Origin of the sequence: Nocardiopsis sp. CC223A (assembly GCF_030766825.1) — a bacterium.
GTDB lineage: Bacteria > Actinomycetota > Actinomycetes > Streptosporangiales > Streptosporangiaceae > Nocardiopsis.
Genome location: NZ_JASFDV010000033.1, coordinates 20,129 through 33,680, shown reverse-complemented (window position 1 = coordinate 33,680; position 13,552 = coordinate 20,129). Strand labels below are relative to the sequence as shown.

General features: G+C 68.6%; 15 protein-coding genes. 11 read left to right on the top strand and 4 right to left on the bottom strand.

The features are described from left to right. The 11 genes from tsaB to QJS33_RS15255 all read left to right on the top strand — a co-directional run bounded on the left by tsaB (position 1) and on the right by QJS33_RS15255 (position 10,015). Entirely contained in the window at positions 1–678 is a 678-nt protein-coding gene (tsaB, locus tag QJS33_RS15305) for a tRNA (adenosine(37)-N6)-threonylcarbamoyltransferase complex dimerization subunit type 1 TsaB (RefSeq protein ID WP_306368641.1), read from the top strand. A gap of 68 nt (positions 679–746) precedes the next feature. Continuing rightward, entirely contained in the window at positions 747–1,184 is a 438-nt protein-coding gene (gene rimI, locus QJS33_RS15300) for a ribosomal protein S18-alanine N-acetyltransferase (protein WP_306368672.1), read from the top strand. After that, positions 1,177–2,217 carry a tRNA (adenosine(37)-N6)-threonylcarbamoyltransferase complex transferase subunit TsaD gene (tsaD, locus tag QJS33_RS15295; protein WP_306368640.1) on the top strand — a complete coding sequence of 347 codons (1,041 nt, stop codon included), beginning with the start codon at positions 1,177–1,179 and terminating at the stop codon, positions 2,215–2,217. Before rimI ends, tsaD begins: the two co-directional genes overlap by 8 nt. 225 nt (positions 2,218–2,442) lie before the next feature. Continuing rightward, positions 2,443–2,769: a hypothetical protein gene (locus QJS33_RS15290; protein ID WP_306368671.1), complete on the top strand. Its 327-nt coding sequence runs from the start codon at positions 2,443–2,445 to the stop codon at positions 2,767–2,769. 48 nt (positions 2,770–2,817) lie between these two features. Then, positions 2,818–3,327, top strand: coding sequence for a hypothetical protein (locus QJS33_RS15285; protein ID WP_306368639.1), 510 nt, complete (start codon positions 2,818–2,820; stop codon positions 3,325–3,327). 232 nt (positions 3,328–3,559) lie between these two features. Further along, a complete protein-coding gene (locus QJS33_RS15280) occupies positions 3,560–4,585 on the top strand; it encodes a PQQ-binding-like beta-propeller repeat protein (RefSeq protein WP_306368638.1) in 1,026 nt (341 codons plus the stop codon). 195 nt (positions 4,586–4,780) lie between these two features. Further along, positions 4,781–5,989: an ISAs1 family transposase gene (locus QJS33_RS15275; RefSeq protein ID WP_306368637.1), complete on the top strand. Its 1,209-nt coding sequence runs from the start codon at positions 4,781–4,783 to the stop codon at positions 5,987–5,989. Between the two features lie 269 nt (positions 5,990–6,258). Further along, positions 6,259–7,542, top strand: coding sequence for a PQQ-binding-like beta-propeller repeat protein (locus QJS33_RS15270; protein ID WP_306368670.1), 1,284 nt, complete (start codon positions 6,259–6,261; stop codon positions 7,540–7,542). Between the two features lie 411 nt (positions 7,543–7,953). After that, on the top strand, positions 7,954–8,508 hold the full coding sequence (locus QJS33_RS15265) for a Uma2 family endonuclease (RefSeq protein WP_306368636.1): 555 nt from the start codon (positions 7,954–7,956) through the stop codon (positions 8,506–8,508). 200 nt (positions 8,509–8,708) lie between these two features. Further along, positions 8,709–9,329 (top strand): hypothetical protein, encoded by a 621-nt coding sequence (locus QJS33_RS15260; protein WP_306368635.1) that lies wholly within the window; start codon positions 8,709–8,711, stop codon positions 9,327–9,329. A gap of 62 nt (positions 9,330–9,391) precedes the next feature. After that, entirely contained in the window at positions 9,392–10,015 is a 624-nt protein-coding gene (locus QJS33_RS15255) for a hypothetical protein (protein ID WP_306368634.1), read from the top strand. Positions 10,016–10,042: 27 nt separating this feature from the next. Here QJS33_RS15255 and QJS33_RS15250 read toward each other — a convergent pair whose 3' ends face one another. The 4 genes from QJS33_RS15250 to QJS33_RS15235 all read right to left on the bottom strand — a co-directional run bounded on the left by QJS33_RS15250 (position 10,043) and on the right by QJS33_RS15235 (position 13,496). Further along, a complete protein-coding gene (locus QJS33_RS15250) occupies positions 10,043–11,368 on the bottom strand; it encodes an NtaA/DmoA family FMN-dependent monooxygenase (RefSeq protein WP_306368633.1) in 1,326 nt (441 codons plus the stop codon). A 163-nt stretch (positions 11,369–11,531) separates the two neighbouring features. Continuing rightward, positions 11,532–12,419 carry a hypothetical protein gene (locus QJS33_RS15245; RefSeq protein ID WP_306368632.1) on the bottom strand — a complete coding sequence of 296 codons (888 nt, stop codon included), beginning with the start codon at positions 12,417–12,419 and terminating at the stop codon, positions 11,532–11,534. A gap of 73 nt (positions 12,420–12,492) precedes the next feature. After that, on the bottom strand, positions 12,493–12,960 hold the full coding sequence (locus QJS33_RS15240) for an ATP-binding protein (RefSeq protein ID WP_306368631.1): 468 nt from the start codon (positions 12,958–12,960) through the stop codon (positions 12,493–12,495). After that, on the bottom strand, positions 12,957–13,496 hold the full coding sequence (locus tag QJS33_RS15235; RefSeq protein ID WP_306368630.1) for a hypothetical protein: 540 nt from the start codon (positions 13,494–13,496) through the stop codon (positions 12,957–12,959). The genes QJS33_RS15240 and QJS33_RS15235 overlap by 4 nt, the downstream gene beginning before the upstream one ends. Between the last annotated feature and the right edge of the window lie 56 nt (positions 13,497–13,552).

Here is a 13,552-nt window from a genome sequence, read left to right as displayed (position 1 = left end):
GTGCTGCTCCTGGCCTTCGACACCGCCACCCCCGCCGTCACCGCCGCCATCGGCGAGTCCGGCGCGGACGGCGCCTTCACGCTGCGCGCGAGCGCGTCCTCGGTGGACGCCCGCCGCCACGGTGAACTGCTCTCCCCGACCATCCGCCGGCTCACCGGGGAGGCCGGGGTCGCCCTGGCCGACCTCGACGCCGTCGCCGTCGGCATCGGCCCCGGCCCCTACACCGGCCTGCGCGTGGGGCTGGCCACGGCCCACGCCCTGGCCGACGCGCTCGGCATCCCCTGCCACGGGGTGACCACGCTGGACGCGCTGGCCTTCGCCACCGGCCGCACGGAGCCGTTCGTCGCCATGACCGACGCCCGCCGCAAGGAGGTGTTCTGGGCCCGTTACGACGACCGCCTCACCCGGGTGGGCGAGGTCGCCGTGGACCGCCCGGCCGACCTCGACACCGGCGGGCTGCCGCTGGTCGGCGACGGCGCCCGGATGTACGCCGACGTGTTCGGGGCGGCCGCGGCCGCCCCGGAGCCGGTGCACCCCGACGCCGCGGCCCTGGCCGAGCTGGCCCTGCACCGGTTGCACGCCGGGCAGTCCCTGCCCGCCCCCGAACCGCTCTACCTGCGCCGACCCGACGCGGTGGTGCCCGGCGCCCCGAAGAAGGTCCGCCAGTGGGTGAAGTGACACCGGTGCGCGACACCGCCCTGGACGCGGTGCGCGTCGCCCCGCCCGAGGGCGTGGTCCTGCGGCCCATGGCCGACGGCGACGTCGACGCGGTCATGGCGCTGGAGCGCGCCCTGTTCCCGGCCGACGCCTGGAGCGAGGGGATGCTCCGCGACGAGCTGGCCGAGGCCGCCACCCGCCACTACGTGGTGGCCGTCGCCGGGGACGCCCTGGCCGGCTACGCCGGCCTGCGGTTCGTCCCGCCCGAGGGGGACGTGCAGACCATGGCCGTCGCCGAGTCCGCCTGGGGCACCGGGATCGGGGGAGCCCTGCTCACCGAACTCCTGGACCAGGCCGCCCGGCGCGGGGTGACACAGATGTTCCTGGAGGTGCGCTCGGACAACCCGCGCGCCCAGAAGCTCTACACCCGCTTCGGATTCGAGCAGATCGGCGTCCGGCGCGGCTACTACAACGGGGCCGACGCCCTGGTCATGCGGCGCATCGCCGAGGAGGGTACCCATGAGTGACCACGACCTCCCGCTCATCCTGGGCATCGAGACGTCCTGCGACGAGACCGGCGTCGGACTCGTGCGCGGCTGCGAGCTGCTCGGCGAGTCGGTGGCCTCCAGCGTCGAGCAGCACGTCCGCTTCGGCGGCGTGGTGCCCGAGGTGGCCAGCCGCGCCCACCTGGAGGCCATGACGCCCACCGTGCACCGGGCGCTGGACTCCGCCGGGGTCAAGCTCACCGACGTCGACGCCATCGCCGTCACCGCCGGGCCCGGCCTGGCCGGGGCGCTGCTGGTGGGGGTGTCCGCGGCCAAGGCGTACGCGATGGCGCTGGACAAGCCGCTGTACGGGGTCAACCACCTGGTCGGGCACGTGGCCGTGGACCAGCTGGAGCACGGGCCGCTGCCCAAGCCCGCCATCGCCCTGCTCGTCTCGGGCGGGCACACCTCGCTGCTGCTGGTCAACGACCTGGCCACCGACGTGGTGTCGCTGGGCGACACCGTGGACGACGCCGCCGGCGAGGCCTACGACAAGGTGGCCCGGCTGCTGGACCTGCCCTACCCGGGCGGGCCGCCCATCGACCGGGCGGCGCAGCAGGGCGACCCCAAGTCGATCCGCTTCCCGCGCGGCAAGTGGGGGGACGGCACCTACGACTTCTCGTTCTCGGGGCTCAAGACCGCCGTCGCCCGCCACGTGGAGGACGCCGACCGCCGCGGCGAGCCGCTGGTGGTCGCCGACATCGCGGCCGCGTTCCAGGACGCGGTGGTGGACGTGCTCACCCGCAAGGCCGTCGACGCCTGCGTGGAGCACGGGGTGAGCACGCTGGTGATCAGCGGCGGCGTGGCCGCCAACTCCGCGCTGCGCGCCCTGGCCGAGCAGCGCTGCCTGGAGGCGGGGGTCACCCTCCGGGTGCCCCGGCCCAAGCTGTGCACCGACAACGGCGCGATGATCGCCGCCCTGGGCGCCGAGGTCGTCGCGGCGGGTCTGCCGCCGTCGGAACCGGACCTGGCCACGGACACCTCCCTCCCGGTGGAGTCCCCCCTGGCCCGCTGACGCGCGCTTCCCCAGGCCCCCGGAGCCCCGCTCCGGGGGCCTCTCGCATCCCTGCGCAACCCCGCTGACCACATACGGCCATGTGAGGCACTTCGTCCCATAAAGGCCGATACGATGCCTCGATCCGAGTGTGATGCTCGATATGGTTGTTATAGGTAATCGGGTGATCACGCCCCTGATTGCCGGGATTGTCCCCACTTCCCCGCGAAGGAGTAGGTGACCACCATGTCCTCCACACCCGTGGGCGTCAATGTCAACGATGCCCAGTCCGACGGTGAGGCCTCGGCAGACGCGGCAGCCCGGCTCAAGGACCTCCCCCTCGACTTCGATGATGCGATCACCGCTGCCAAGAACGCGGTGGAGAACAACGCTCCCGGTGTCGCGGGGTGGGGAGCCTTCGGTGATGTCCAGGCTCAACACATGATCGATGTCCAAACCCACGCGCACAGCATCGCGGAGAACGCCCAGGACGGGGCAGGCGCGGCTGCGGGAACCGATGAGGAGTCGGCCAGCGAGTTCCGCATCCCCATCAATGATCTGCAACTCATGTAAAGCAGATCTTCTCTCTTTTCTGGTGTCCTCATTCGGTTGGAGCAAGTTATGTCGGCAATCGAGAATAAGTGCCAGATCGACCGGGGTCAGGTGACCTCTGCCAGGGATATGTTCTCGGAGTTGCACGCCAAGATCAGCGGCCGTTCGGGTGAGTACAACACGATCACCGAGCCGGTGGGATTCAGTTTTTCGGAACTGATATCCGGAGAAATTTGGATTGAGGTGGAAAAGAACAAGGGGGCGTGGAGCGATGCGATGATGGCGTGTACGCACGCCTTCGGCGTCCTCGACAAGGTCAATTCTGATGTCAAGGTCTACGACGACAAGATCGAAGAGCTTCAAACAGACCTTAATGCCATTCTTAACGGCCCGGACAAGGAGGACGCTGGAGTCGTCACCGCAGCCATCGAATGGCACACCGGTAAGGAATCATGGCCAAGGAAGAGAATGAGGGTGGGACTTTCTCTGGGAGATGGGCGCAGTATGACACGTCTTATGCGAACTATTATGACAATGAGAAAATCTCAGGACATTGATTTACTCAATGGGTTTTTTTAGAAATTTTCCAACTCCCTTTCTTGTGTTCCCTTTGTTGGTAATTTCTGGATTTTTGTCGAGTTGTTCTTCTTTCGAAGAAGGTGGTCATGTCGAAGCTGAAGTGGAATGGGGAGAGCCCGAGCAAGTACGAGAAGTCAGTCAAGCTGCTTGGACGTGGGAGCCGCCAGGTGGGAAAACGATCCAAGGTGTATTCCCTGTTTCCACCGGGGCCCTGGCATGGTGGCACGGGGGAGTGGTCTCGCTGGCCGGAGAGACTGGTGAGGAGATCTGGAGTTATACCGTTCCCGATGGCGAGGCGTTCAGTGCGGGGTTCAGCGCGAACGGCTCCAAGGTTTGGGTTGCACATGGTCCGGGTGACGAGCCGCCACGGTCAACCCTGATCCTGGACGCAGTCACGGGAGAGATGACCGGAGAATTCGACGCGAGGGAAGGGGAACTCCCTTGGGAGTCCCCGTGGGACTTGTCGGCGATCGGGGACGGCGAGCGCGTGCTGGAGTTCCAGGGGCCTAACTTTGAGAACCGCATCTACAGTGTTCTAGAGCGTGAGGACAACCAGGTTCGTTGGAGACAGGAAAGACCTCTGGGATGTGAAGGTGCTCCAGGCGATCTCTCAGCTCAAGCCGGGCACCACATCTATGATGGTCTGGTAGTCGTTCTGGTCGTATGCAGTCCGCAGGGTTATGAAACCTTCGGCGAACCACGGACCTATGCGGTTGTGGCATTGGACTTGAAGGATGGAAGAGAGGTGTGGCGTCGCGAGTTTCCCGACCCAGAGGGGGTCTCCTCGAGCAGCTTGCGCTTTTCGGGAATCGATGATCGGGTTCTTTTCTCTTCGACTCGGTTCTCTGAAGCGCATTTGATCGAAGTCGAGGACGGGGAGACGCTTACTTTTGAGGAAGGGTGGGGAGTCGGGCTCTACCCCGAGGGGGTCCTGATCGCGTCCGGAACTGCGGGTGCGGTATCTGGCTATCGGTTGTGGGACGGGAACGAAACCAGGACCGAGTCAGTGCTGCCTCCCACTGAGGTAGTAGAAGCCGAGCAGGCGGTCCCTCTGGCGGAGGGGTTGGTGACGATAGCTGATCCTGGAAGAGACGGACCGTCGGTGGAGTTCACTTTCTGGGGTACAGAGGCGAGTGGGTCGATCGAAGCGCCACAGGAGGTATCCGGTGCGTCCGAGTGGGTGCGGGAGGTGCCTGGAGCCGTGCTCTTGGGGGTGCGGCGCGACGCGGGAGTTCGGACGCTGGTCGCCTACCGCTGAATACGCAGAGGCGTGCCGGCTGGGGCGATTAACTCAGGGCTCGTGCAAGTTCCGGCTTGGTGTAGATCGTCCGGTTCAGGAAGAGCAAGGCCGTACACGCAAACAGGCACGGGGACCCGTGATCATTGTGGTGTCGAAGCCAAATGATCCCGAAGGTCTCCCGTGCCCGCCCCACCATCATCCACGGTCCCGGCCGTGCTCGCCAAACTCGCGCCCCTCAACACCCCCGACATCGCGGACCTGCGCCCCTACCTGGCCACGGTTGCCGACCCCCGCTCACGCCGCGGCCGCTGGTACCCGCTGACCTGCATCCTGACCATCTGCGCCTGCGCCGTGATCTCCGGTGCCAGAACCATCGAGGAGATCACCGAATGGGGACAACGCGCCCCGAACGCGCTCTTGGAAACCATCGGTGTGCGCCCCTACCCGCTGCGCCGAAGGCGCTCCCCGGCCGCTTGCACCATCGACCGCGTCCTGTGCCGCATCGACCCACACACCCTGGACACCGCCGTGTACGCCTACCTTGCCGACCGCCACCGCACCACCACCGAGAACACCCCCGACGGCGACAAGGACACACGGCCCGCACAGCAGGCCATCGCCGTGGACGGCAAAACCCTCAAAGGCTCGGCCCGCCACGCCCGGCCGCGCCGCCACCTGCTCTCGGTCCTGACCCACCACCGACCCGTCACCCTGGCTCAGACCGAGGTCGGCGCCAAAACGAACGAGACCCGCCACTTCCTCCCCCTCCTGGAGGGCCTGGACCTGACCGGACGCGTGATCACCTGCGACGCCCTGCACACCGTCCAGGACCACCTCAAGCGGCTCGTCGAGGACGTGGGGGCCCACTACGTGGCCGTGGTCAAGACCAACCGGCCCACCCTGCACGCCCAGCTCTCGGCCCTGCCCTGGGACGCGTTGCCCCTGGCCCACACCCGCTCGGAGAAGGGCCACGGGCGCCGTGAGTCCCGGTCGATCAAGGTCATGGGCATCGCCGACAGCCTCGGCGGCATCTGTTTCCCCCACGCCAGACTCGCCTTGCGCATCCACCGCCGCCGGCAGCAGGCCGGCAGGAAGCAGACCCGCGAGACGGTCTTCGCCGTCACCGGCCTGGACGCCCACCAGGCCACAGCCGCCCAGCTCGCAGCCCTGGTCCGCGGGCACTGGGCGATCGAGAACTCCAACCACCACATCCGGGACGTGACGTTCGGCGAGGACGCCTCCACAGTCCATACCGGCAGTGCTCCCCGGGCGATGGCCGCGTTGCGCAACCTGGCCATCGGGGTGCTGAAGGTGACGGGAGCGGTCAACATCGCCAAGACCACCCGCGCGATCCGTGACCTACCCGAACACGCACTCCCGTTCTTCGGGATCGGTCACGAACCCGACCTCTCGGGAACTTGAACGAGCCCTGCGATTAACTCGTATGGGGAATCGGCTCGGAAAAAGTCGTTATATCCATCCTTTTGTGTTTCAATAGGCGATTGAAAATGATTTCGTCAATGCGGGGTCTCATGGTGGAGTAGATGCTTCGAAGGATGTTCGGATTCCCTGTCAAGGGCGCCTGACGGTATTGCCGTGGTGATCTTTCCTGCGGTTACTGAGTGCGCACCGACAGGAGTCGCGGTTGTGGGAGTTGGTTCGGTATGAGGCGAAGGGCCATCGCCGTGGTCATGCTGGGTGCCGTCGCACTGGCGGCCTGCTCGCCGGGCGGGGCATCCGACTCGACCGGGGCGTCCGACGGTTCCGGCCCCCGCGAAGCGGTGCAGGACCTGGAGCGTCCATCATCCGTCAGCGAGGCCGCATGGACCTGGGAAGCTCCTGAAGGGGTCGGAGCGCTGGGCGGTCTGTTCCCGGTCCCCGGTGGTGTGGCCGCTGTCATGGACGACGGTGCCATCGCACTGTCCGGCGAGAACGGAGGGGTGATGTGGGAGCACCGCTTCCCCGATACCCGGGCATTCGGTGCGGTGTCGGGACAGGGACAGTACTTCACGCTCCAGCTCATGGACACCGAAGATGATGAGGCCCGGCCGCGGATGCTGGTGATCGACGCGTCCACGGGGGAAACCGTGCACGACTACCGGTTGGAAGATGAGGAGTCCTCCGGCCACGTCGTCCGGGGATGGCTGGCCAACGTCACCGACGAACACTGGATCACGGTCGAGGGTGAGCAGGAGTTGGTCGCTCATCGGCTCGGGACGGATGAGACGGCTTGGTCGGTTCCGGATGTGGCGGCCTGCAACGGAGTCGGTTCCGTGGACCGGGCCGTCGTGACGGATGGGACCCTGGTGGCCGCCTTCACCTGTTACGACCAGCCGGAGGGTGAGACCTCGGTAGAGATGACCGAGGGGCAGGAGTTCGTTTCGGGGTACTCGGGGTTCGATCCGGCCACAGGAGAAGAACTCTGGCGGACCGAGGCCACGGCGGGAATGTTCGCCGCCGACGCCCACGAGCGGACGTTGACCGTTCATGCCAGCGGTGTGGTCACCGCCTACCATCCTTATGGCCGGATCGGCCATGTCGTCGACCAGGCCACGGGCGAAGTGGTCACAGTGGACGAGGGCGACGTCGTCTGGACCGAGGAGGACGGTTCCTTGCGAGGAGTGTGGACCGATCGCACCCACGCGTATCGCATCGAAGGGCCGGACGGGCAAGAGCAGCGGCGTCTGGGCACTGATGAAATCGGTATCGCCGAGTCGTTCGCCAACGCCTTGCAGGGGGATGACGCACCCGTAGCGCTCGAAGACGGGGTGCTCCTCCCGGCAGATCTGATACCGCGTGGTGAGAACGAGGCGGAGGCCGCGGTGTTCCAGGGTTTCGACGGGGCTGTTCCGATCACGCTCGCCTCGGCTCGGGAGACCAACCTGGAGTTCGATGACGCCGTTCTCGCTCCGGGTACCGTGGCCGTCTCCTACATCAGCCATTCAGGCCAGGGCGTCGTCATAGGTCTGCACTGAGACACCCCGCTCTGAAGGAGACTGCGCTGCGGGCGGAGCCGTGCACGGCTCTCATGCTGGTTCCAGGGCCTTGAAGCGTTCCCCTTGCAGGGACGCTCCTCGGGGCCTGAGCGAACCTTTCTCGGCAACATCTCGTAACGGTTCGTGATCTTCGGTCAGGTGGTGCGTTCGTGCTCCAGTTGGGGCAGGACGAGGGCGGCTCGGGCGACCCGGGTGATGTCCGTGGAGTTGAGGCCGACCCTGCGTATGACCTTGAGAGTGGCCGATCCTGTGGCATCCGTCCTGCGCGGATCGCCTTCGTGTGCCTACACTGAAGACCGGGTTCACATCGACATCACCACCGGCGCCGCCGAGGGAACCCTATGACCATCGCCGAACACCGTCCGCCCCCCGGAGACCCCGGCGTTCCCGATGAGTTCTGAGCTGTTCGAAGACCTCGCGGAGCAGGCGTTCGAGGCCGACCGTGTGCGCATGGAGATGTTCAACGGGAAGGTCTGGGTTCACAAGGTGACCGACGGGGCGCACGCCGGAATCCTCACGTGGTTGATGCGCGAGTTCATCGCCCACCGTCCCGATCTCGACCTCACCACCAGCGGGTTGGGGCTCAAGGTGGACACCTACCGTAACGGGCGTGCCCGGCCTGACGGTGTCCTCGCACCGGTCGGTCAGTTCGACGATGCGGGGGAATGGGCCGACCCCGAAGGTGTCCTCGCCGTGGTCGAGGTGACCTCGTGGGATGCCGACACCCACGCCCGAGACCGTGTCGAGAAGCCCGCCGTCTACGCGGCGACGGGTATCGGTGTCTACCTGTTGGTGGATCGCGACGCCGACGCCGTCGTGGTCCACAGCCGCCCTGTCGAGGGCCGGTACCTGGACCAGAGCATCCACCCCTACGGCGAGGCCGTCCCGGTCCCCGGCACCGGGGTCGTGCTGGACACCGAGCCGCTCAAGCGCTTCGCCCGCTGACGGGTAAGGGCCGCGCCGACAGGGGGTCGGCGCCCGGTCCGGCGTGCACCGCCGTGAGGCGGGAGAGAACCTCCAGGGTGGAGGGGGAGTCCTATACCGGTGCCGCATGTGATGCCCGCGCGAGCGGGCGGGCCGGGCACCGTGTCCGGGACGGGACCGGCCCTGCGCGTGCGGACGACCCCCTCGACGGAAAGGCCCCCATGGTTCGCCACCGCCCCCTGTTCTCCGCGGCGTCCGCGCTGCTCGTCCTGCTCCCCGTCGCGGCCTGTGGGGCGGCGCCCGCCTCCGGTTACGAGCGGCACCAGTTGGCGAACTTCACGATGGACCTGCCGGCGGACTGGTACGAGGACGGGGACCTCGGCATCGAGTGGTCCACGTCGGACCAGGGGCTGGAGACCGGCATCATGCGGGCGCCCGAGGGGGAGATGGTGATCCACACCATCTGGGCCCTCAGCAACTCCGAGAAGAGCGCCCTGGAATGGACCGAGGAGAAGGAGGGCGGGACCGCGGAGGCCGCCGGGTCCTACGAGCGCGTCTCCCTGGAAGGCCGGGAATCGACGAACTGGTTCGGTCCGGACCGTTCCACCGCGCTGCTGGAGTTCGAGGCGGTCCTCGACGAGGGCGACTACTGGTGGATCCACGTCGACGTCGAGGACCCCCACCGGCTCGTCCTCCAGAAGGTCGTCAAGCGGGAGGACACGGACATGGCCTTCGGCATCCGGGTGAGCCTTCCGGTCGCGGAGGCGCAGGAGCACCGGGAGACGGCCGAGGCCATCGTCGACTCCTTCGACATGCACATCTACGACGACTCCGACGTCTGATGATGGGCCGCGTCGCCCCGAACCCTCCTATGCGAACGACCCCCGACCACGGAGAGGCCCCCATGATCCACCGCCGTCCCCTGCTCGCCGCCCTGTCCGCGCTGCTCGTCGTGTCGCCCGTCGCGGCCTGCGGGGCGGTCCCGGTCTTCGGATACGTGGAGTACGAATCGGAGACCTTCACGGTGGATCTGCCGGTGGACTGGTACGACGAGGGGGAACTCGACACCGAGTGGACCGGCTCGAATCAGCGGGCATTGATGACCGGCGTCATCAGACCTCCCGAGGGGGATCTCCTCGTCCACGTCATCTGGGCCATCAGCGATGTCCGGAAGAACGCCCTGGAGTGGACCGTGGAGGAGGAGACCGAGACCGCGGAGGTCGCCGGGTCCTACGAGCGCGTCTCCCTGGAGGGCCGGGAGTCGGCGAGCTGGTTCGGTCCGGACCGTTCGACCGCGCTGTTGGAGTTCGAGGCGGTTCTCGAACCGGGCGAGCCCCACTGGGGCCCCGTCGATGTCGAGGACCCCCACCGCCTCGTCCTCCAGAAGATCGTCAAGGAGGAGGGAACCGACGTGGTACACGGCATCCGGGTGAGCCTTCCGGCCGCGGAGGCGCAGGAGCACCGCGATACCGCCGAGAGGATCGCCGACTCCTTCGACATGCACGTCGTCGACGTCTCCGACGTCTGAGCGGGCGAAACGTCCGGGCGGCCGCCGTCAGGCGCCGGGGATGAGGTGCTCGCGCAGGGTGGTGCCACGGTAGGAGTCGCGGAACAGGCCCTTGTCGACCAGTGCCGGGACCACCTCGTCCAGGAACAGGTCGAGCGAGCCCAGCGACCCGCCCGGCAGGGCGATGAACCCGTCCGCCGCACCCGCCGCGAACCGCTCTCCGATCTCGCGCACCGCGTCGTCCGGCGTGCCGACCACCACCCAGTGCGCCGACCCCACCACCTCGGGCCGGTGCAGCAGGTCCGCGACGGTCGGCCGCTCCCGCTCCACCAGGCGGCGCAGCAGGTCGGCGTGGGTGCGGCTGCGTACCGGGGTGTCCGCGGGCGGCAGCAGCTCCGGGGTCACCCGCGCGTCCGGCGCCAGCCCCGACACGTCCAGCCCCAGCACCGCCTCGACCGCCGCGTACCGGCGGGCGTCGTCCAGGTGCGCGTGCGCCTCCCGGTGCAGCGCCAGCGCCTCTTCGCGGGTGCGGCCCAGGAAGAGGCTCAGCCCCGGCAGCACCCGGAGTGCGTCCGGGTCGCGTCCCAGTTCGGCGGCGCGGCGGCGCAGGTCGGAGCGCAGCTCCACACCCGCGTCCAGGTCCGGCGTGGCGGCGAAGGTGGCGTCGGCGACCGACGCCGCGAACGCCCGCCCCACCGGGGACGCGCCCGCCTGGAAGAGCGGCACCTCGCCGGACGGGTCGCCCGGCACGGTCAGCGGCCCCCGCACGGAGAAGCGCTCCCCGTCGTGGTCCAGCACCTCCACCCGGCCGGTGTCGGCGTACCGCCCGGCCTCCCGGTCCGCGAGCAGTGACCCGGCCGGGTAGCCCCGCCACAGCCCGCGCACGACCTCGGTGAACTCGCGGGCCCGGGCGTAGCGCTCCTCGGCGGTCGGCATCTCTCCGACGCCGAAGTTGTGCTGCCCGTCGAGGGAGGTGACGATGTTCCATCCCGCGCGCCCGTTGCTGATCCGGTGCAGCGACATCAGCTGCCGGGCCACCACGTAGGGCGGGTTGAAGGTGGTGGACACGGTGGTGACCAGGCCGATCCGGGAGGTCTCCCGGGCGATCGCCGCCAGCATCACCGTGGGGTCCAGGCTGCTGAACCCGGGGGATTCGGCCAGCCCGTCCGGGTCCACGAACAGCGAGTCGGGCTTGAACACGAAGTCGAGCGCGGCCGCCTCCGCACGCCGGGCCAGGTCCACGTACAGGTCGGTGCCGTACAGATCCTCGACACGGCTGTCCGGCCGCCGCCAGGAGTGCCCCTTGAGCCAGGTCCCGGCGAGGGAGAGCCCGATGGTGAGCCGGTCGTGCCTGCTGTCGGAGGTCGTGGTCATGTGGTGTGCTTCCTTCCGTGTCCGCCCCTCACCTTTTCACGGGGGCCGCGGACGGGAACGCCGGGTGGGCGGCCCGGAACGGCGGAGCGCCCCCTCGCTCGGCGAGGGGGCGCTCCGTGCGTTCGGGACCGCAGGCCGATCCGGGGCCTGCGGCCGACACGGATCAGTCGAAGAGGTCCTCGGCGCGGTCGATGTCCAGGGCCCTGTCCACCCAGGAGTTCAGGGTGTCCAGGTCGTCGCAGGACCGGATCCGTTCGCGGACGTCGTCGGAGACGGTCAGTCCCCGCTTGTTGAGGATGCGGAGCACACTGTTGGCGACCCCCTCTTCGCGGCCTTCCTCGCGGCCTTCCTCACGGCCTTCTTCGCGGCCGATGCCGACGTACTTGCGGGCGAAGTCGCTCTGCCATTCGTAGGTGTCCACGGACATCAAGCCCTCCAGCTCCTTACGGGCCGCCTCGTTGAGACCGGCCAGCACATAGTCATAGTAGAACGGACGGTTCGTCTCACCAGCGGAATCCAACGCCTCCACCAGCGCCCGCAACACCCGCCCGTCGTGCCCGCCGTGGGCGTGCGCGGACAGCACCGCGAGTTCGGGCAGGGCGCGGGCTTGGGCGGGGTCGACCACCACCGGCATGGTGTCGGGGCCGATCACCAGCGGGCGGAGGGTGAATCCGGGGTGACCGGTCTCGATCGGCTGTGCGCACCATTGTGCGGTCGCCTCGTCGGGGCACAGCACGATGAGCACGGTCGGGCACTCCAGGCGCCCGTACAGGGTGGCCAGGTAGGCGGGCCAACTGAAGCGTTTGCGGTCGTCGGGGCGGTTCTGGCGTTCCACGGCCACGGCCAGGACGGGGTGGTCGCCGTCGCGGAGCAGGACCGCGCCGTCGGCGTTCCATTCCTTGGGGTCGCAGTTGGTGAGCACCGAGGAGGTCAGGACCGCTTCGGTGTGGTCGGGGACCGGGTATCCCAGGGCTTCGCGGAGCAGGACCGGGACGGTCTCGGGCCTGTTCTGGATCAGCCGGAGCGGGATCTCATGGGATCGACTCGGCATCTGGCTCCTCGGTCGTTCGTCGTGGATGTGAGGGGGAACCGGCCGCGGACGGGGTGTCCGCGGCCCGGAAGGCTCATGCGGTCTCGGGCGGGCCGTGCGGGTCGGGCGGGTCGGGGAGGGTGAACGCGGCCCAGGTGTGGCGGCCCAGGTCGCAGCACTCGCACACCGGCCGGTGGCCCCACACGGTGGCGGTGGCCTCGATCAGCAGCAGGCCCCGGCCGCCCTCGGCCAAAGCCCACTCTTCGACGGTGCGGGCGTAGGGGATCTGCGGGATGCGGCCGTTGGTGTCGCCGTCGTCGGTGAACCCGACGCAGACCCGGTCACCGATCGCCCACAGGGTCCGGATCACCTGCCCGCCGCCGCGCCCGGAGGCGGTGTAGCGCAGGCAGTTGGTGAACAGCTCGCTGCCGCACAGCACCACCGCGTCCACGGTGTCGGCGGCGAACCCGTGCAGGTCGGTGGCCAGGTCGGTGCGCATCCGGGCCAGCTCGGACGCCTTCCCGGCGTAGCGGCGGGGCGGCCAGGCGCGAACGTTCGTCACACCCCCACCCCCTGGGCCTGCGCGCGGTGGCGCTCCTGCTGGGCGACCCAGGTGCGGACGGCTTTTTCCAGGTCGGCCAGGTCCGGCGGCACGAACGGGTCCCGGACACGCACAGGCTCGGGAGCGGTGGGGGCGAGCAGGTCCCCGGCGGGCGCGGGGCGCTGCGCGGGGATGCGCGGCGGCGCGGGGGGCTCGGTGGTGTCGTTGGTCCAGCGGGCCAGGCGGGCGCACGCCTGGGCCTGGACGCGATCGGCATCGTCGCCCTCGGCGAGGGAGCGCTCGTGGGCGGTGTAGTAGGGCCGGACCAGGGCGACGTCCTCGGCCGGGACGATCTCGGCGGGCGGGGCGAGGTCGGCGGGGAGGCGCAGGGTGGAACGTCGGGCGGGTCCGGGGTTCGCGGCGTAGCGGCGAACGCGCGTTGACCTGCGGCGGAGACCGAGGATGCGGGTTCGGGAGTGGCGCCCGCGGGGAGGGGAGAAGAGCGCTTCGAGCAGGCGCAGGGCACGGCTCAAAAGCGCGGCACTAGACTGAGCCACGTCGGCAATCCGATCAGTTCAAGGTTTGGGAATTGCTGGCCACGACCCCGGGCGCT

Coding starts and splice junctions, on each gene's coding strand:
- rimI (WP_306368672.1), top strand. CDS start 747: ATGGCCGACGGCGACGTCGACGCGGTCATGGCGCTGGAGCGCGCCCTG.
- tsaD (WP_306368640.1), top strand. CDS start 1,177: ATGAGTGACCACGACCTCCCGCTCATCCTGGGCATCGAGACGTCCTGC.
- QJS33_RS15290 (WP_306368671.1), top strand. CDS start 2,443: ATGTCCTCCACACCCGTGGGCGTCAATGTCAACGATGCCCAGTCCGAC.
- QJS33_RS15285 (WP_306368639.1), top strand. CDS start 2,818: ATGTCGGCAATCGAGAATAAGTGCCAGATCGACCGGGGTCAGGTGACC.
- QJS33_RS15270 (WP_306368670.1), top strand. CDS start 6,259: ATGCTGGGTGCCGTCGCACTGGCGGCCTGCTCGCCGGGCGGGGCATCC.
- QJS33_RS15265 (WP_306368636.1), top strand. CDS start 7,954: ATGAGTTCTGAGCTGTTCGAAGACCTCGCGGAGCAGGCGTTCGAGGCC.
- QJS33_RS15260 (WP_306368635.1), top strand. CDS start 8,709: ATGGTTCGCCACCGCCCCCTGTTCTCCGCGGCGTCCGCGCTGCTCGTC.
- QJS33_RS15255 (WP_306368634.1), top strand. CDS start 9,392: ATGATCCACCGCCGTCCCCTGCTCGCCGCCCTGTCCGCGCTGCTCGTC.
- QJS33_RS15250 (WP_306368633.1), bottom strand. CDS start 11,368: ATGACCACGACCTCCGACAGCAGGCACGACCGGCTCACCATCGGGCTC.
- QJS33_RS15245 (WP_306368632.1), bottom strand. CDS start 12,419: ATGCCGAGTCGATCCCATGAGATCCCGCTCCGGCTGATCCAGAACAGG.